Raw genomic sequence first — 19,166 nt, forward strand, 5'->3', positions numbered from 1 at the left:
ATTTTACTTGCAAATCCAGTATTTTAGTTGTATCATTACGGTAGTACAAAAATAATACTGTTATACTTTTAGAAAGGAGTCTCTTATGGCTTGGACATTTGATGAAAAATCGCCAATTTATCTCCAAATCGCCTATCGCGTCAAACTGAAGATAGCTTCCAAGGAATTGAGTATGGGACAACAACTCCTACCCGTTAGAGAATTTGCTCAGGAAGCTGGGGTCAATCCTAACACTGTACAAAGAGCCTTCCAAGAACTTGAAAAAGAGGGGTTGGTCTACTCTGCCCGTACCTCTGGTCGCTTTGTTACCGAAGATGAAAAACTAATTGATCAAAAACGACACGAGATTGCCCAAAGTCTCATGAAAAACTTTGTCACTGAGATGACAGCCATTGGTTTTAGCTCACCTGAAATCAAATCTATCATCACTGACTACATCGAACAAACAGGAAAGGACTTATAGACCAATGACTGATATTGTAACTCTAACAAATCTCACCAAGACCTATAATGGTATTCCAGCCCTTAGAGATGTGACCATGTCCATCCCTTCTGGTAAAATCATTGGTCTCTTAGGACCAAACGGTAGTGGTAAAACAACTCTCATCAAGATTTTGAATGGCCTCCTCCAACCAACTTCTGGTTTAGCAACTATTAATGGATTTCAGCCATCACCTATCACCAAAGCTCAAGTGGCATATCTACCTGATACAACTTATTTGGATGAAAGTAAGACTATCCAATACTACTTGGACTTCTTCCAAGATTTCTATGCTGACTTCCGTTATCCTCTTGCCTTGCAACTCTTGCAGGATTTAAAGCTCCAGCCTGATTTGCGCCTTAAAGACCTATCAAAAGGTAACAAAGAAAAAGTTCAGTTGATTTTGGTTATGAGTCGTGAAGCTAAACTCTATCTCCTCGATGAACCTATCGGTGGAGTCGATCCCGCGTCACGTGACTACATTCTTAAAACCATCATCAACCAATACTCTGAAGATGCTTCTGTTATCATTTCAACCCATTTGATTGCAGATATTGAATCCGTCCTAGATGAAGTTATCTTCTTAAAATACGGTCAGATTGAACTTCAAGGGGATGCTGATAATATCCGTCAAGCCCATGGCAAATCTATCGACAAACTCTTTAGAGAGATGTTCCATAACTAGGAGGTATGAGCATGTTTTGGAAATTAGTTAAGTATGAATTACAATCGGTCCGTAAGTGGTACCTTAGCATTTATGGTATTGCCATCCTACTCTCTATCCCCTTGGGCTTAATGCTGCACAAATTAATATTCACCTTTGAACACAGTCACGAAGAACCTAGTCTACTCTTCTTCGCTTTCTTCACACTGATGGTTTTTGCTACCATTATCGTATGGGGAACCATTTATATAGCGACAATAGTCCTCATTGTTAGACGCTTTGCACAGACTGTCTTTGGGAGAGAAGGCTATCTAACCAATACACTCCCAGTTTCTGCCCACCAATTGATTTTATCTAAACTCTTGGTAGCCTTTATTTTAAATACGATTTCTAGTCTCGTAGTACTCGCTTCGATTGCTATTATAGCCGGATTTAATATAGACTTCAAAGATTTCCTACTAACTACTAGTTACTTGGGACAGCTCCTAAAAGAAATAGGTGCCCTCTACCTTGTCATCCCTTCTACAATTTTAGGAACAATTAGCGGTATCCTATTCTATTACCTCTGTATTAGTATTGGAAACCTCTTTAATACTAACAAAGTTCTTATGGGGTTTGTCGCCTATTTTGCCATTCAGGCTATCCTATCCTTTATTGGTTTCTTCTTTGGAATCGGTGCAGCCTTGACCGGAGATGCAACAAATACTGCAATTAATAACTCGGCATATATATTTAGTCTAGTTCAGTCTCTCATTCTCATCGGAGCAAGTTACTTTGGTACCTACTATATCATGACAAAACGCTTAAATTTAGACTAAAGAAAAAACGTGTTCCTTCTGGAACACGTTTTTTTTGCATTGAAAAGACTTATTTACTTTGTTCTTTACGATAAGTCTCGATTTCGGCCTTGTTACCCCAAACGAAGTGTCCTGGACGTACTTCAACCATTTCTGGTTTATCAACCGAATAGTCGTGTTGGTTTGGATTATAAACCTTCAAGACTTTCTTACGTTCCAAGATTGGGTCTGGAATAGGAACAGCAGACAAGAGTGACTTGGTGTAAGGGTGGATAGGATTGTTGTAGAGTTCTTCTGTCTCAGCAACTTCCACGATTGTCCCCTTGTAAATAACAGCGATACGGTCAGAAATGAAACGGACCACTGACAAGTCGTGAGCGATAAAGAGGTAGGTCAGTCCCAACTCTTTTTGGAATTTCTTAAGCAAGTTCAAAACTTGGGCACGAACTGACACGTCAAGGGCTGAGATGGGTTCGTCAGCGATAACCAAATCAGGTTGCATGACCAAGGAACGTGCAATCCCAATACGTTGACGTTGTCCCCCAGAAAATTCGTGAGGGTAACGTGTCAAGTGCTCCTCAAGAAGTCCCACTTCTTTGATGATTTTCTTGATTTTAGCTTTACGATCTTCCTCATCCTTATAGAGATGGAAGTTATGCAAGCCCTCAGACAAGATATAATCGACTGTTGCACGTTCATTCAAACTAGCCGCAGGGTCTTGGAAAATCATCTGGATACGACGGATAAGGTCGTTTTTCTCAGAGTGAGACAAGTGTCCATTGATTTTCTTACCGTCAAAAATAATCTCACCATTACTTGTATCATTTAGACCAATAATGGCACGCCCGATAGTGGTTTTACCACTACCAGACTCACCAACGAGGGAAAAGGTTTCACCCTTGTTGATGAAAAAATTAGCATTGTGGACAGCAACGAATTTCTTGCTTCCTTCACCGAAGGAAATCTCCACATCTTTTACTTCAACTAACTTCTCAGGCATTGCCTTCCTCCTCATCTCCTAAATGTGCAAATCCCATATTAGCACGGATTTTTTCATGTAGATTTTGGATAACCGCAGGTTTTTCAACTTTTGGTGCATCCTCATGTAAGAGCCAGGTCTTAGCCCAGTGAGTATCTGAAACTTGGAATTGTGGCGCTTTTTCCTCGAAGTCAATCTGCATAGCATAGTCTGAACGCAAAGCAAAGGCATCCCCAACAACCGGTGTATAAAGTGATGGTGGTGTCCCTGGAATTGAGAAAAGCTCACCCTTATCATCAGCCAACTGTGGCAAGCTTGAAAGCAAGCTCCACGTGTATGGGTGACAAGGCTCATAGAAAATTTCCTCAACAGTTGCGTATTCAATGATTTCACCAGCATACATAACAGCAACCTTATCAGCGATACTTGCTACCACACCAAGGTCATGGGTAATGAAAATCACTGAGAAACCGTACTCCTCTTTGAGTGATTTCAAGAGGTCGATGATTTGAGCTTGAATGGTCACATCAAGGGCAGTTGTTGGTTCGTCACAGATAAGGACATCCGGATGACAAGCCAAGGCAATGGCAATAACGATACGTTGACGCATCCCACCAGAGTATTGGAAAGGATACTCATTGAAACGTTTTTCAGCATCAGGAATACCAACCTTGTCCATGTAATCAATGGCCATTTTTTTAGCTTCTTTGGCTGATTTTCCTTGGTGTTTGACAATAACTTCAACAATTTGGCTACCGATAGTCTTAATTGGGTCAAGACTGGTCATAGGATCTTGGAAGATAGTCGCAATCTTAGCCCCACGAATAGATGCCCAATCTTGGTGACTCTTAAGTTTGGTCAAATCTTGGCCACGATAATCAATAGAACCGCTAGCTACACGACCATTTTCTTCAAGCATCCCTGTGAAAGTCTTAGTCAAAACTGATTTACCTGAACCAGACTCACCAACCAAGGCTAAAACTTCACCTTCAACCAGATCAAGGGAAACTCCTCGAATGGCTGTCAAAACACGGTCACGAACGTCAAATTCCACGACGATATCGCGAGCCGATAATATTACATTTTTATTTTCTGTCATATTGGACTCCTATCTATGCGTACGTGGGTCACTGGCATCCGCCAAGTTTTGACCGACAATAAAGAGAGAGAGGGAAACGAGGATCAAGGTAGTCAATGGAATCCAGAAGAGATAAGCATTGACTGTAACGTTCTGTGCATAGTCTGAAATCAAACGACCAAGACTAGGCGTTGTAACAGGAAGCCCCAAACCAAAGTAAGAAAGGAAGGCTTCGTAAGAGATAAATCCTGGCAAGAGCTGACTAGCCATAGTCACGATAACTGATACAAGTTGTGGCATGATATTTTTAACCACAATCTTAGGAGTTGGTGTTCCCAAAGTACGAGAAGCCAAGTTGTACTCCAAATCACGGTAACGCATGATTTGAATACGGATAGTATAAGCAATACCAATCCAACCTGTGACAGTCATGGCAAAAATCATGTTCCAGAAACCTGCACCCAATGAGTAAGTCAAGACGATAACGACAAGGAGGGCAGGAATGTTTGAGATGATGTTGTAGATTTCCATCATAATCATATCAAAGGTCTTAGAAATCCCCCAAACAGCACCAACGACTAAACCAATAACAACGTTAATGAAGGTAGCGATAACAGCAATAAGGATAGAATTACGAGCTCCAAACCAAACACTGTCAAAGAGAGACTTACCATTACTGTCCGTACCGAACCAGTATTGAGCATTTGGATGCACATAACGTACACTAAAGTCATTAACCTTAGACACGTCATTAAAGTCAAATTTTGAAAACATTGGGTAGATAAAGCTCATCAAAATGATAGCAATCAAGATTCCCAACATGACAGTTGTTGACTTTTTCTTGAAGAACTGACGCATCACCGATTTCCAGTATGAATAGGCCGGCGCATCAATTGTTTCAGAGGCAAAATCATCGCGCTTTACAAATTGGAACTTACTTTTATCAATTGAAGCCATTATTTACCTCCTTTAGATGTCAATTTGATACGTGGGTCAATCATAGTCATAAGGATATCACCCACAAGCAATGAGAAGATGGTGAGGGCTGTGAAAATAAATACAAGACCCACAACCATAGCGTTATTTGAAGCACGGACAGAGTCAATCAACATTTTACCCATACCAGGGTAGGCAAAGATTGTTTCTGTCAAGGTTGCCCCTGTGATAACACTAACGATAGATGCTGGGATCCCTGAAACCAAGGAAACCATAGCATTTTTGAAAATGTGTTTATTCGAAATTTCTTGTTCTGACAACCCTTTGGCACGTGCAAAACGAACGAAGTCTTGTGATTGCAAGTCAATCATATAACGACGAATCCAAATAGCAAGACCTGGTGTTGACAAGAGACCGAGAATAACAGATGGCAAGACGTATGAACGCCAGTCACCTGCACCCAAGATAGGGAAGGAGTCTGGAAGACCAATCTCAGAACCAATCAAACGGATGATATAAACCAAGGCGATGGTTGGTAGTGAAAGCAAGAAAGTCAAGACACCTGTTGACACACTATCAAAGAGTGTGTTTTTAAAGCGTGCCATGTATGATCCCAATGGAATTGCCAAGGCATAAGACAAGACCAAACCAATCAAACCTGCAATAGCAGAACTTGTCACCATTGATGGGTATTGGTAGCGACTCTTGGTAGCTGTGTATGGGTCATTTCCATAGTAAGAACGATCTCTCGCATCAGCCTGACTTGGTGATTTATAAGTACGAGAGTAGATATCTACTGAAGATATCTTCTTACCAGTAGGGAAGTTGACCTCAGAGCTTTGTGTTTGCCCTTGGCCTTGCGTAATAACATCAAGAACACCTTGCTCAGCATAAGTTGGATAAGAGGTACCAAGGTTCATCTTCACAAAGTTTTGGTGAACAAATGGGAACTGACCGTTAAAGTAAAGCAAATATTTATGCTTAGTTCCTGAACCGACAACTGACCAACCGATAGCTGGATCATTTTCAATACGGATGTAACGCTTCAAGTTTGGATTTGTTTTATCTTTAACCCATCCAGTATTGTCAAATTCAAAGAGGTGCGTATAGAAGCCAAACACACGTTCAAGCACTGGCACATCACGTGTTGCATAGAATTGTTTACTTTGCTTGAATTGATGCAAACGCCAGCCATGTCCTAAACTATCCACATATTTTTGGTAAATAGCTTTATTTTCTTTTGTTGGCTTAGTGGTTACCGACTTATCAAGGGAGCTAGCTTTCTCCTGCAACTCCTTGGTGTCATAGTAATCAATGTAACCCATACGTTCATAGATTGTATTTTCATAGTTAGCCTTAGAATCAGCTGTCTTAGCAATCTTGTTGTAGTTAGGGTCCTGTCTGAAAATCAGACGCCTCGGCACCATGGTATAGATAATCGTGTAGGTCAAGGCCGTCACGACAAATATTGACAATAGAGAACGGAGGGTTCTCAATAAAATGTATTTTTTCATGTCTCTTCCTTTAATTCCAAAAGAACTTTCCCAATCTAATGAGAAAGTTCCATCGTCCTTTTATTTAACGTGTTTCTCAAGGTCTTTTTGAGCTTTTTCGTTGGACTTAGACTTTTCTTTAAGCCAGCTTTCACGGGCTTTATCATAGTTTTTCTTAGTGACAACATCTTTTTGAGGCTCAAGGTACTTAAAGTATCTGTCAGAACCCTTAGGTCCCACTTGAGAGTAAGCACCTGAGAATGGTGTCAAACGAGCTACCATTGGAGCAGCACCCTTGTTAACCATAAGTGGCATGAAGAGTGAGCTATCTTCCAACCAAGCTTGTGCCTCTGCATAACGTTCATAACGTACGTTGAGGTCGCTTGTTTCTTTAGCTGCATTATCAACCAAAGCATCAAAGTCTTTAAGACCTACTTGAGCTGCTGCTGCATTGTTAGGATCGTCGAATCCCATGTAAGTTTTTGTGTTCTCACTAGCTGTTGTCTTGAAGATATCAAGGAATGTTGATGGGTCTTCGTAGTCAGGTGCCCAAGCAACTGAAATATTGATATCCCAGTCTTCTGCTGCTGCGTTAGCTGCATACAAAGTACTGTTAAGAAGATCATCTTGAGACATTTGATGAACGTCTACAACCACATTTTCTTTTCCGAGTGTCTTTTCAACAGATTGTTTCAAAGATTGTGCACGTGCTACAGTTGGTTTTGCAGCTTGGTCAACTGGAAGGTCCAAGTGAATTGGGAATTGAACACCTTGTGCTTGGAGAGCTTCCTTAGCTTTATTAAATTCAGTCTTAGCCTTATCAGCGTTGAAGAGACCATCTTGGCTGTCTTTAAGGTTAACACCTGACCACTCGTCACCATATGAAGGCATCTTTTCAGTTACCAAATCACCGAATGACTTGTCACCAGCATAAACAAAATCAGGTTTCACAAGAAGGTTACGAACAGCAAGTGCTGCACCTTTTTCACCATTAAGTTGTGCTGAATAAGCTGTACGGTCAATAGCAAAGTTAACTGATTGACGGAAATCCTTGTTAAGAAGAGCTTTCTTAGTTGAATCTTTTTCAGCATCAGTCTTCTTAGATGTATGGTTGTAAGACTGACGGTCAATATTAACACCAACCCCACCAATATCTGCAGATGGTTGTGTATAGAAGATATTATCTTTATATTGTTTTTCTACTGAATTAAAGTTTGAGCTTGTTGGATATAGACGTGCTTGGCTATAAGCGCCATCAGTGAAATTACGAACAAGCGATTCTTGGTCTGATGCATCATAGAAAGAAAGTTTAATGCCATCGAAGTGGACATTTTTCTTATCCCAGTAGTTTTCATTTTTAGCCAACTCAATAGATGATTTAGCTGTCAACGACTTAAGGATGTATGGACCATTATAAAGGATAGATGATGGATCTGTTGATTTACCAAAGCTATCCCCTTTTGACTTAAGGAACTCTTCATTTACAGGCCAGAAGAGAGAATAAGTCATCTTAGAATTCCAGTAAGGTTCTGGTTGTTTAAGTGTGTACTGAAGAGTGTAATCATCAAGTGCTTTAACGCCAACTTTAGAGAAGTCTTTATCAGTACCATTGAAATAATCAGCAAGACCTACTACAGAATCTTTTGCCAAGTAAATTGACTCTGTCTTTTTATCAGCAGCATGCTTAAGACCTGTTACGAAGTCTTTAGCTGTTACTTCTGCATACTCTTCACCGTCTGAAGTATACCATTTAACTCCTTTACGAAGTTTGTAAGTATAAGTCAAACCATCAGCTGAAACAGTCCAGTCCTTGGCAATAGAAGGTACCAAGTTACCATATTTATCGTTTTCCAAAAGGCCATCGACACCATTTGTCACAGCGTCAGTCGTTGAACCTTTATTGGAAATAAGGTAATCCAATGTCTCAGGATCAGCAGTATAAATATAGTTATAAGTATTGCTTGAAGTGTTTGATTTTGATGAGCAAGCCACTAAAACCCCAACACTTAGAAGGGAAACACCCGCAAGGGCCAACCATTTACTTTTTTTCATAAGCATTCTCCAAAAAATCTTTTTTATATGCCTACATTATACCATAAAAAATAAGATGAGTACAATTTTCAGAATATTTTGTCTTATACTGACTTTCTCACAATTTTACCCCTTACGAACACTATGGATTAGCCCTTTTTGGACAAAAGAAAAAGGCTAACTGCCTTTTTCTCAAGAATATTATTTAACGTGTTTCTCAAGATCTTTTTGAGCTTTTTCGTTAGATGCTTTCTTTTCTTTAAGCCATTTTTCACGACTTTGTTCATATTCTTTCTTAGTAACTACTTTTTCTTGTGGTTTCACATATTTGAAGTAGTCTGATGAGTTCTTATCACCCACTTGCATGCTAGCACCCGTAAATGGTGTCAAGCGTGAAATAACTGGTGCTGCACCGTTACCAACAGTCAATGGAATGACAAGCGAGCTATCTTCCAACCATGCTTGAGCTTGGGCATAGCGATCGTAACGAGCGTTGAGGTCTGTTGTTTCTGAAGCTGCTGAATCAAGCAAGGCATCATAATCTTTAAGACCTACTTGAGCTGCGGCCGCATTGTTTGGATCATCATAACCCATGAAAGTCTTGGTATTTTCACTTGAAGTTGTCTTAAAGATATCAAGGTAAGTTGATGGATCTTGATAGTCTGGACCCCAAACCACACCGTTTGAAATATCCCAGTCTTCTGCTGCCGCATTTGCCGCATTAAGGGTTGCATTTTGCATATCATCAGATGACAACTGGTTGATATCGATAACGACATTTTCACTGCCCAATGATTTTTCAATCGTTTGTTTCAATGATTGAGCTTGAGCAACATTAAGTTTAGAACTTTGATCAACTGGAAGGTCCAAGTGAATTGGGAATTGAACACCTTCACCTTGAAGAGCTTCTTTGGCTTTGGCAAACTCAGTCTTAGCTTTTTCCGCATTGTAGAGACCATCTTGACCATCCGCAAAATTGACACCAGACCATTCATCACCGTAAGTGCTCATCTTGTCTGTCACAAGGTCACCGAAGGTCTTATCACCTGCACTGACAAAATCAGAAGGAACAAAGAGGTTACGTAGAGCAAGAGCTGCCCCATCTTTACCATTTACTTGAGATTGATAAGCTGTACGATCAATAGCGAAGTTGATTGATTGACGGAAGTCTTTGTTTAGAAGAGCCTTCTTAGTTGATGTCTTTTCAGCATCTGTCTTCTTAGCTGAGAATTTATAGCTTTGACGATCAATATTCACACCAATAGCTGCTGTAGACGCACCTGGTGCTGTGTAATAAATATTATCTTTATATTTCTTTTCTACTGACGCATAGTTAGAGCTCATAGGGAATACACGTGCAATGCTGAGAGCACCATCTGAGAAGCTACGCTCTTGAGCCTCCTGGTCAGAACCATCATAATATGACAATTTGATAGCGTCGAAATGCACGTTCTTCTTATCCCAATAATTCTCATTCTTAGTCAACTCGATAGATGATTTAGCTGTCAAAGATTTAAGAAGGAAAGGACCGTTATAAAGGATAGAGGTTGGGTCTGTTGACTTACCAAAATCTTTTCCTTTATTCTTAAGAAAGTCTTCGTTAACCGGGAAGAGCAAACCATAGGTTGTCTTAGAATTCCAGTATGGTTCTGGTTTTTTAAGGGTATATTGCAATGTGTGATCGTCGATTGCTTTGACACCTACATTTGAGAAATCTTTATTGGCACCAGAGAGGTAGTCAGACAAGCCTGCAATAGAATCTTGTACCAAATAGAGGGCTCCAGCTTTGGAATCAGCCGCATGCTTAAGACCAGTCACAAAGTCCTTAGCAGTCACATCAGCATACTCTTCACCATCTGAAGTGTACCATTTAACACCCTTACGGATTTTATAAGTATAAGTTAGACCATCTTGAGAGACAGACCAATCTTCAGCTACTGAAGGGACAAGATTTCCATATTTATCTGCTTCCATAAGACCATCTACACCGTTTGTCACAGCTGTCTTAGTAGGTCCTGTATTTGAAGTGATGTAATCCAATGATTCTGGATCTGAATTATAAACATAACCATAAGTCGTTCCACTAGTACTTGACTTAGAAGAACAAGCCGCTAAGGCACCTACACTGAGGAGTGCCACACCCGCAAGGGCTAACCATTTGCTTTTTTTCATAAGATTTCTCCAAAAAATAAAATTTTACTCTTTCATTATAGCATAAATAATCAAGAAAAACAGTCGTTGTCAGACAATTTGCACAAGTATTTTACATGATAAAACACGATAAACTCAACAGTCCATTGTATTTCCTGGATTTCTAGTTACTTTAATCGATTTATTTTTAATCACCAGTCATGCATAAAACAAAAAGGCCTAACACCTTGGTTAAACCTCTGTTTCTAAGTTAAAATTAGCCATTAAGAGCTTGAGCAGCTGTGATAATCGCCAAATTGTAAATATCTTCAGCACTAGCACCACGAGAAAGATCGTTTACTGGTTTATTAAGACCTTGTAAGATTGGACCGATAGCTTCGAACATTCCCAAACGTTGGGCAATCTTATATCCAATGTTACCTGCTTGCAAACCTGGGAAGACAAAGACATTGGCATGTCCTGCTACGTTACTATCTGGAGCCTTAATAGCAGCTGTTGCTGGAACAAAGGCTGCATCAAACTGCAACTCACCATCAATAGCTAAGTCAGGACGCATTTCTTTAGCAATATTTGTTGCCTCTACTACCCTGTCAACTTTTGGCGATTTAGCAGAACCTTTTGTTGAGAAGCTAAGCATGGCCACTTTAGGATCAATACCAAAAACTTTAGCTGTTTCGGCAGTATTAATTGCAATTTCTGCCAATTCTTGAGAATTTGGTTCAATATTGATAGCACAGTCGGCAAACATCAAGCGATGATCCGTATTTTCACGGTTCATAAGGAAGACACCTGATGTACGTGAAATGCCTGGTTTTGTTTTGATAATTTGAAGGGCAGGACGTACCGTATCCGCTGTTGAGTGGATAGCACCTGAAACCATTCCATCAGCAAGACCGAGTTTAACTAGCATAACACCGAAATAGTTCACATCACGAAGCAACTTCTCTGCATCTTCGACTGTTGCTTTTCCTTTACGGATTTCAAGAAATTTTTCCTTCATTTCCTCAAAACCTTCATAGGTTTCAGGATTAATAATCGTATAGTTAAAGTCTGCAAAACCAAGATCGTTCAAGATTTTGTGAACCTCTGCTGGGTCTCCCAAAATAATAGGATCAACCAATCCTTCAAATTTCAAACGGGCAGCTGCACGAACCACACGGTCGTCGTTACCCTCAGGGAAAACAATCTTAACACCTTTCCCTGAAATATGTTCACGAAGTTCACCAAATAGACTACGCATAAAAAAATTCCTCAATCAATCTTTTTTAGTTTGTAAATTCATGATAACGGTTTCAAAATCATCTGTCAAGGAAGATGCATGGACCATCTCTTTTTTGGTGAATGGATCAGCAAATGAAAGACGGTGACAATGCAAGGCCTGGCGCTCAATACCATAGTCTAGAGAACCACCATAAAGATCATCTCCCAAAAGGGGAAGGCCTAAGTGGGCAAAGTGGACGCGAATCTGGTGAGTACGCCCAGTATGCAAATTGATATCAACCAGTTTAACCCTACCATAATCAGCTACCAAGCGATAACTAGTGTGGGCATATTTCCCCGACTTATGGACTCGACGTGTGATAATGGAATCCACATCACGCGCAATCGGTGCAATGATTTCACCCTGCTTCTCAAGTTTGGTGTCACCTTCAACTAAGGCATAGTAATGTTTCTTGATAGACTTCTGTTGTAACTGTTTATCCATACGAGCATGGGCATAACCATGCTTAGCAAACAGCATAAGACCAGACGTATCCTTATCCAAACGTGTCACAATATGCACACGCTGGTTGGGATAATTATTGCTGACAAAATGATGTTTGACAAAATTAGCCATGGTATTATCGTGGTTAACACTTGGAATACTAGCATAGCCATAGGGTTTATTAATCACCAAGAAGTTATCATCCTCATAGACGATATCCAAGTCAAAAGGAATTGGCTTCAAGGTTTCATGCGGTGCCTCGTCAGGGATTTCAATGGCAACCACGTCTCCTTCATGGACAGGATAAGTCGCAAACTGCTCCTCGCCATTAACCCAAATATGACCACCTTCAAACTTAATCTTGGCTAGAAGTCCTTTTGAAATATCATGCTCCTTCAAAAAGGTCTTGACCCGACAGGAACGTCCTACGGTAAACTCATATCTCATTCTTCCATGTCTCCAATAAAGGAATCACGTACACGTTCCCAGAAACTTGTATGGCTGGCACTAGCCACAAAGGAAATCTTACGTTGGTCAATTGAGAATTCTACCTTTTTCACATTACGGTTGGTATAGGTTTTATTATCAACGGATAGAGTGTAGCTTCCCATTCGGGTAGGATAAACCGTAATCTTCTCATGCTTAGGTACAATAAGGGGACTTCCTAGGGTACGATAAACACGATTATTAAGACTGGCAATCTCAGTCAGTTGCAAGGCTTCAATGGTGGGATGAAGGACCGCACCACCCAAAGATTTATTGTAGGCCGTTGATCCTGTAGGCGTTGACACCGACAGTCCATCACCACGAAAACTCTCAAACAAGACATCATTAAGGCAAACATCTGCTGCCATGGTTTTCTCATTACGCTTTATGGCTGCTTCATTAAGGGCAATCGACGTAAAAGAACGCCCATCAGCAAGAGTCAATTTGACATTCAAAAGAGGGTAAGAGATCTTAGCACCACTATCTTTTCGAAGCGTCTCGATTAATTGATCCACTTCACTGTCCAAATAATCCGTATAAAAGCCTAAGTGACCCGTGTGAATCCCTACAAAACGCACACGAGCAAGCTCTTTTTCATACATATGAAAGGCCGATAGCAACATACCATCACCACCAATTGAGATGACCACATCTGGATTTTTCTTGGTCAAATAAAAATCTGGATCATCTCGAAAGGCATTAAAAAGTTTTGAGGCCACACGCCTACTTTGGGGTTTGCCATTGGCAATAATAGCTACCTTCATCTCATCCGAAGAGGTCTTCATCTGTGTCATCACTATTTCCTACACTATCCTTCAAAGTTCTGTTAATTGGATCAAAGAGCAACTGGGCATCTCTAATATCATCACGTATCTTACGCATTTCTTCATCAAGTTCATAAGCCATGCGGGCCGTAGTTTCCAAGCGAAGCTTAATTTCCTCTGGAAAGTTTCCCTGATACTTGTAATTAAGGGAATGTTCAATGGTGGCCCAAAAGTTCATGGCCAAAGTCCTAATCTGAATCTCCGCAAGAATCTCCTTACGACCATCAATGGTATCAACGGGATAAGAGATAATAACATGATAAGAGCGATAACCCGAATGTTTACGGTTTCTGATGTAGTCACGCTCTGAAACAATGGTCATATCACTACGGCGACGAAGCAAGGCCAAAACTTCATCCACATCATCGACAAACTGGACCATGACTCGGAGACCAGCAATATCCTGCATATCTTGAGCCAAATTTTCAACTGAGAGGCCACGAAGGGCTATTTTCTCCTCAATGGAAGCCACTGACTTCACACGTCCCGTCACAAATTCAATAGGCGAGTGACGATTTTGCTTACGAAATTGTTTACGAATGCCTCGGAGCTTGATTTTGAGCTCACCTACGGCCTGAATATAGGGGTCTAAAAATTGTTCCCAATCCATGGTCAAGATAGGACTCCTCCTTGTCAAAAGCTTTAGTTTTTTATAAAATAAATACAATCTGTTATATTATACCACATTTGAAAGCACAAGGGAGGACACACATGAACCATTTAGAGATAGAGTACAAGACTCTACTCACCAAAGACGAGTACAATCGTTTAGCGATGCTTTTCTCCCATGTGACACCTGTTACGCAAACCAACTACTACATCGACACTCCTCAGAGTGACATGAGAAACAAAAAACTCTCCTTGCGTATCAGGACGCTTCCCACTCATGGTGAGCTGACCTTGAAGATTCCTGAAAAGGTCGGGAACATGGAGTACAACCTTACCATGGATTGTGCGGACGCTAAGGCTTTGACTAAGTCGCTGGACTTTCCTGATTGTCAGATCAAATCCATTCTTCTGGAACGCGGGGTTAAACTTGAGGACCTAACCATCCTCGGACATTTGACCACTACCCGTCGCGAGTACCAGACCAACATCGGCCTCATGGCCCTCGATGTCAATGTCTATGCCGATAAGAAAGACTACGAGCTTGAACTAGAAGTTTCGGATGCCGAGAAAGGTAAAGACGACTTTGATGCTTTCCTTAAAGAAAATAACATTGACTTTAAGTATGCAAAGAGTAAGGTTGCACGCTTTGTAGCTACCCTCAAACGAGACAAAGACTAAAAGTTAGACAAGGAGTTATCTCCTTGTTTTTTTATGTTTAAACACATGCAGCGTTAAATAATACAAGCATTTTATCTCATAAATGGCTTCCAGAGGTCTAAAAACGCATACAAAGGAATTTTATCTAACAAAGGTTCGGTATTTTTCACTAATATCATACTTTGATGACTGAAATTTCTGCTTCTTTTTGCTAAAATAGAACTATCTGTAGTTTTATTACAATAGCCCTAACTGGGCTTAGCATCTTATTTTTTTAAAGGAGTCACCATCGTCATGGTACATCAAAAAGCAAACCCACAATTGAAATTGTTCTCGCTCAGCTCAAACCCAGAAATTGCTGAAAAAATTGCTGAGGCTACCGGATTGCCACTTGGTAAAGTATCTTCACGTCAATTTTCTGACGGTGAAATCATGATCAACATCGAAGAGTCTGTTCGTGGGGACGATATTTATATCATCCAATCTACAAGCAACCCTGTTAACGACCACCTTTGGGAATTGCTCATTATGATTGATGCCTGCAAACGTGCCAGTGCTAACTCTGTCAACGTGGTTATGCCTTACTTTGGTTATGCACGTCAAGACCGTATCGCTGCTTCACGTGAACCAATCACTGCTAAATTGATTGCCAATATGCTGGTTAAAGCTGGTGTCAATCGTCTCTTGACACTTGACCTTCACGCTGTCCAAGTTCAAGGTTTCTTCGACATCCCAGTAGATAACCTCTTCACAATGCCATTGTTTGCTGAATACTACAACGAAAAGGGATTCACAGGAAGTGATGTTGTCGTTGTTAGCCCTAAAAACTCAGGTGTTAAACGTGCTCGTAGCTTGGCGGAATACCTTGATGCACCAATCGCTATCATTGACTACGCTCAAGATGATTCAGAACGTGAAGAAGGCTACATCATCGGTGAGGTTGAAGGAAAAACAGCAATCTTGGTTGATGATATCCTTAATACTGGTAAAACATTTGCTGAAGCTGCTAAAATCCTTGAACGTGGTGGCGTTAAAGACATCTTTGCAGTAGCTAGTCACGGTCTCTTTGCGGGTGGAGCTGCCGAAGTCCTCAACGCTGCTCCAATTAAAGAAATCTTGGTGACAGATTCAGTTGCGACTAAAGAAAAAGTGCCTACAAACGTTAAATACATTTCAGCAAGTGAGCTAATCGCTAACGCTACTACTCGTATCTTCGAACGTCAACCACTTAGCCCACTCTTTGCTTACACTGCACACGAGGACTAAGCTATGGTTTATTTGGACAATGCAGCAACAACTCCTTTAAATACTGCTGCTATTTCAGCTATGACACATGTTATGACTGAAACCTTTGGAAATCCATCCAGCCTCCATGCCTATGGTCGCCAAGCTTCCAAGGAACTTCGTGAAGCCCGTGAAGAAATGGCCAAACAATTTGAAGTCCCTGCTCGTAAGCTCATTTTCACTTCTGGTGGGACTGAAGGAAACAATACAGCTATCAAAGGTTATGCCCTAGCCAATCAAGCTAAAGGCAAACACCTGATTACAACTGCTATTGAACACCACTCTGTCCTTCACACCATGGCCTACTTGGAAGAGCGTTTTGGTTTTGAAGTAACCTATATTCAACCAGAAAATCAAGTCATTACTGCTCAACAAATCGCTGATGCCTTACGTGACGATACTATTCTAGTTTCTGTTATGTATGCCAATAATGAGACCGGCCAATTGCTTCCTATCAAGGAAATTGGTGACTTGCTTGCCAATCACCAAGCTGCCTTCCACGTTGATGCCGTTCAGGTAGCAGGAAAACTTCCAATTCACCCAGAGGAACTTGGAGCTGATTTTCTCTCAATTAGTGCCCATAAATTCCATGGACCTAAAGGTGTCGGCTTGCTCTATCATAACGATTTGCATTTTGACAACCTACTCCACGGTGGTGAGCAAGAAGAAAAACGCCGTGCTAGCACTGAAAATCTGGTCGGTATTGCAGGTATGACCGCTGCTTACAAGCATGCTAGTGACCACTACCAAGACAATTACCAACATGTTGAAACGATTCGTCAGGCCTTTCTAGATTCCCTTACCATTCCTTATGAAATTAATGGCGGAGGATCTAGCCTACCTCACGTTATCAATATTAGCTTTACTGGTAAGGAAAATGGGCCTCTCTTAACCTTGTTAGACCTAGCAGGCTTTGCTGTCTCAACAGGTTCTGCTTGTACTGCTGGAACTGTTGATCCAAGTCATGTCATCCAGGCCCTCTATGGCAAGGATTCTGACAAGCTAAAAACAGCCATTCGCATTAGTTTATCAGAGGAAAATACCGCTGAAGAACTCCAGGCCCTAGCAGAAAAACTTAATCAAATCATAGGAGACTAACATGGCATTTGAAAAAAGCATTCATTTGACTGACTGTAAGTACCGTTACACCATCAGTCCTAATGTCAAAAAATTCACTCTACGTGATACGACTTTTGTGCAAAATAAAATCGGAAACTACGAGTTGCACCGCCTTCTCGAAAAAGTGCCTAACTCAGGCGAAGGTTTTCCACTCAAAATCACTATTAACAAAGACTTGACAGGCTTCAAATTGTCTATCACAGACAAATCTGGCCTTCGTAACGTTAATATCTTTAAAAATGAAGATCACCATATCTTGCAAGAAAAATTCTACTTCTTGATGCAGAGTTTGGTTGATCGTAACGTTTTCGAGCAAGAAGAAGTCTAAATTTTTTCTTACTACATAGAAATAGCCTATCCATGTGATAGGTTTTTTATATCGCCTCATCTACACTATTTTGTTGCATTCTTCACAAACTTTTCTTAAAATATAAGAGAATCATACTAATTAAAGAAAGGAAAGCGATCAATGACATTTGAGAAAAACATCCCAAACGCCACTGCCAAACGTCTCTCTCTCTACTATCGTATTTTCAAACGATTCCATCGTGAAAATATCGATAAAGCAAGCTCTAAACAAATTGCTGAAGCGATTGGGATTGACCCTGCCACTGTTCGTCGGGACTTCTCCTACTTTGGTGAGCTAGGTCGTCGTGGTTTTGGTTATGACGTAAACAAGCTGATGACATTTTTCGCTGAACTCCTAAATGACAATGCGACTACCAAGGTACTCCTCGTAGGTGTTGGTAATGTCGGGCGTGCCCTCCTCCACTACCGTTTTCAAGAGCGTAACCGCATGCAGCTGGTCATGGCTTTTGATACAGACGATAACGAATTGGTTGGAACTCAAACCGAGGACAAGATTCCTATCTATGGGATTTCCCAGATTAAGGACAAGATTGCCCAAGAAGATATCAAAACAGCCATCCTGACAGTGCCATCAGTTAAGGCCCAGGAGGTGGCTGATCTTTTGGTTGATGCTGGAATTGAAGGCATTCTCTGTTTCTCTCCGGTCAACCTCAATCTTCCACGCCATGTAGTGGTCCAATATGTAGACTTGACTAGCGAACTACAAACCCTACTCTATTTCATGAAAGAAGAAGAAAAATCAAGGAGAAACAATGACTAAACCAATTATCGGAATCACTGCCAATGTAAGGCCTAATCCAGCCCATGAAGATATCAACTGGTCCTATGCCCCATCTGGCTTTGTAGAAGGAGTTCAAAGAGCCGGTGGCCTAGCAATCCTACTACCAGTATCCGATCCATCGGAAGCCAAGACCTATATCTCCATGATTGACAAGCTCATCCTTATCGGTGGGCAAAACGTTGACCCTAAATTCTACAACGAAGAGAACCATGCCAGTGAAGATGACTTCTTCCTCGAACGGGATATCTTTGAAATGGCACTCATCGAGGAAGCCACTAAGCAGAAGAAACCCATCTTTTCAATCTGTCGTGGAACCCAACTAATGAACGTCGCACTAGGTGGTAGCCTCCATCAAGATATTGAGCATCACTGGCAGGACAAGCCTTCTGATTACCTCTACCATGAGATGATTGTTGATGAGAACAGCAAGTTGGCAGAAATCTACGGATGTGGAACCTCTATCAACTCCTTCCACCATCAAAGTATCAAACACTTGGCCTCTGACCTTCGTGTCATTGCGCGTGATCCTGAGGACAACACAGTCGAAGCTGTTGAGTCAAATAGTCCAGACCTTCGCTTTCTTGGTGTACAATGGCACCCAGAGCTTCTCCTAGACAAACGTGAAGAAGACCTCAAACTCTTTGAATACGTCGTTAACGAACTTTAAAAGCAACTGAGACTGCACTCAGTTGCTTTTCTCTTGTCTTTATCACATAGGTTCA

At 41.0% G+C, this 19,166-nt stretch carries 19 protein-coding genes; 9 read left to right on the plus strand and 10 right to left on the minus strand.

Features of this window, described 5'->3' with window-relative positions:
• Nucleotides 1–85 precede the first annotated feature (85 nt).
• The 3 genes from HMPREF3112_RS01550 to HMPREF3112_RS01560 are packed head-to-tail and all read left to right on the plus strand — an operon-like array spanning nucleotide 86 to nucleotide 1,963.
• Nucleotides 86–463 (plus strand): GntR family transcriptional regulator, encoded by a 378-nt coding sequence (locus HMPREF3112_RS01550; protein WP_022496273.1) that lies wholly within the window; start codon nucleotides 86–88, stop codon nucleotides 461–463.
• A gap of 4 nt (nucleotides 464–467) precedes the next feature.
• Nucleotides 468–1,166: an ABC transporter ATP-binding protein gene (locus tag HMPREF3112_RS01555; RefSeq protein ID WP_022496274.1), complete on the plus strand. Its 699-nt coding sequence runs from the start codon at nucleotides 468–470 to the stop codon at nucleotides 1,164–1,166.
• Between the two features lie 11 nt (nucleotides 1,167–1,177).
• Nucleotides 1,178–1,963, plus strand: coding sequence for a hypothetical protein (locus HMPREF3112_RS01560; protein ID WP_037611821.1), 786 nt, complete (start codon nucleotides 1,178–1,180; stop codon nucleotides 1,961–1,963).
• 49 nt (nucleotides 1,964–2,012) lie between these two features.
• Here the strand turns inward: HMPREF3112_RS01560 and HMPREF3112_RS01565 are convergent, their stop codons facing one another.
• The 10 genes from HMPREF3112_RS01565 to HMPREF3112_RS01610 all read right to left on the minus strand — a co-directional run bounded on the left by HMPREF3112_RS01565 (nucleotide 2,013) and on the right by HMPREF3112_RS01610 (nucleotide 14,241).
• Nucleotides 2,013–2,942 (minus strand): ATP-binding cassette domain-containing protein, encoded by a 930-nt coding sequence (locus HMPREF3112_RS01565; RefSeq protein ID WP_022496727.1) that lies wholly within the window; start codon nucleotides 2,940–2,942, stop codon nucleotides 2,013–2,015.
• Entirely contained in the window at nucleotides 2,935–4,020 is a 1,086-nt protein-coding gene (locus HMPREF3112_RS01570; protein ID WP_002891435.1) for an ABC transporter ATP-binding protein, read from the minus strand. Before HMPREF3112_RS01570 ends, HMPREF3112_RS01565 begins: the two co-directional genes overlap by 8 nt.
• Nucleotides 4,021–4,029: 9 nt before the next feature.
• Nucleotides 4,030–4,956, minus strand: coding sequence for an oligopeptide ABC transporter permease OppC (gene oppC / locus HMPREF3112_RS01575; protein WP_022496729.1), 927 nt, complete (start codon nucleotides 4,954–4,956; stop codon nucleotides 4,030–4,032).
• Nucleotides 4,956–6,449: an ABC transporter permease gene (locus HMPREF3112_RS01580; protein ID WP_060971834.1), complete on the minus strand. Its 1,494-nt coding sequence runs from the start codon at nucleotides 6,447–6,449 to the stop codon at nucleotides 4,956–4,958. Before HMPREF3112_RS01580 ends, oppC begins: the two co-directional genes overlap by 1 nt.
• 60 nt (nucleotides 6,450–6,509) lie before the next feature.
• Nucleotides 6,510–8,480 carry a peptide ABC transporter substrate-binding protein gene (locus HMPREF3112_RS01585; protein WP_060971833.1) on the minus strand — a complete coding sequence of 657 codons (1,971 nt, stop codon included), beginning with the start codon at nucleotides 8,478–8,480 and terminating at the stop codon, nucleotides 6,510–6,512.
• A gap of 180 nt (nucleotides 8,481–8,660) precedes the next feature.
• Complete coding sequence (locus HMPREF3112_RS01590) at nucleotides 8,661–10,631, minus strand: peptide ABC transporter substrate-binding protein (protein ID WP_060971832.1); 1,971 nt, start codon at nucleotides 10,629–10,631, stop codon at nucleotides 8,661–8,663.
• A 235-nt stretch (nucleotides 10,632–10,866) separates the two neighbouring features.
• Complete coding sequence (pta, locus tag HMPREF3112_RS01595; RefSeq protein WP_070437661.1) at nucleotides 10,867–11,850, minus strand: phosphate acetyltransferase; 984 nt, start codon at nucleotides 11,848–11,850, stop codon at nucleotides 10,867–10,869.
• Nucleotides 11,851–11,865: 15 nt separating this feature from the next.
• Nucleotides 11,866–12,762, minus strand: coding sequence for an RluA family pseudouridine synthase (locus tag HMPREF3112_RS01600; RefSeq protein ID WP_070437664.1), 897 nt, complete (start codon nucleotides 12,760–12,762; stop codon nucleotides 11,866–11,868).
• Entirely contained in the window at nucleotides 12,759–13,595 is an 837-nt protein-coding gene (locus HMPREF3112_RS01605; RefSeq protein ID WP_002884507.1) for an NAD kinase, read from the minus strand. The genes HMPREF3112_RS01600 and HMPREF3112_RS01605 overlap by 4 nt, the downstream gene beginning before the upstream one ends.
• Entirely contained in the window at nucleotides 13,567–14,241 is a 675-nt protein-coding gene (locus tag HMPREF3112_RS01610; RefSeq protein WP_002884702.1) for a GTP diphosphokinase, read from the minus strand. The genes HMPREF3112_RS01605 and HMPREF3112_RS01610 overlap by 29 nt, the downstream gene beginning before the upstream one ends.
• Nucleotides 14,242–14,336: 95 nt before the next feature.
• Between HMPREF3112_RS01610 and HMPREF3112_RS01615 the strand changes: the two genes are divergently transcribed.
• The 6 genes from HMPREF3112_RS01615 to HMPREF3112_RS01640 all read left to right on the plus strand — a co-directional run bounded on the left by HMPREF3112_RS01615 (nucleotide 14,337) and on the right by HMPREF3112_RS01640 (nucleotide 19,111).
• Nucleotides 14,337–14,912 (plus strand): CYTH domain-containing protein, encoded by a 576-nt coding sequence (locus tag HMPREF3112_RS01615; RefSeq protein ID WP_022496737.1) that lies wholly within the window; start codon nucleotides 14,337–14,339, stop codon nucleotides 14,910–14,912.
• 273 nt (nucleotides 14,913–15,185) lie between these two features.
• Nucleotides 15,186–16,157 (plus strand): ribose-phosphate diphosphokinase, encoded by a 972-nt coding sequence (locus HMPREF3112_RS01620; RefSeq protein WP_070437667.1) that lies wholly within the window; start codon nucleotides 15,186–15,188, stop codon nucleotides 16,155–16,157.
• Between the two features lie 3 nt (nucleotides 16,158–16,160).
• Nucleotides 16,161–17,273 (plus strand): cysteine desulfurase family protein, encoded by a 1,113-nt coding sequence (locus HMPREF3112_RS01625; RefSeq protein ID WP_070437670.1) that lies wholly within the window; start codon nucleotides 16,161–16,163, stop codon nucleotides 17,271–17,273.
• Nucleotide 17,274: 1 nt separating this feature from the next.
• Nucleotides 17,275–17,622, plus strand: coding sequence for a DUF1831 domain-containing protein (locus tag HMPREF3112_RS01630; RefSeq protein ID WP_002884733.1), 348 nt, complete (start codon nucleotides 17,275–17,277; stop codon nucleotides 17,620–17,622).
• A gap of 141 nt (nucleotides 17,623–17,763) precedes the next feature.
• Nucleotides 17,764–18,423, plus strand: coding sequence for a redox-sensing transcriptional repressor Rex (locus HMPREF3112_RS01635; protein WP_002884205.1), 660 nt, complete (start codon nucleotides 17,764–17,766; stop codon nucleotides 18,421–18,423).
• Complete coding sequence (locus HMPREF3112_RS01640) at nucleotides 18,416–19,111, plus strand: gamma-glutamyl-gamma-aminobutyrate hydrolase family protein (RefSeq protein ID WP_070437673.1); 696 nt, start codon at nucleotides 18,416–18,418, stop codon at nucleotides 19,109–19,111. The genes HMPREF3112_RS01635 and HMPREF3112_RS01640 overlap by 8 nt, the downstream gene beginning before the upstream one ends.
• The last annotated feature ends 55 nt before the right edge of the window (nucleotides 19,112–19,166 follow it).

This window comes from Streptococcus sp. HMSC10E12 (assembly GCF_001807855.1).
Classification (GTDB): Bacteria; Bacillota; Bacilli; order Lactobacillales; family Streptococcaceae; genus Streptococcus; species Streptococcus salivarius.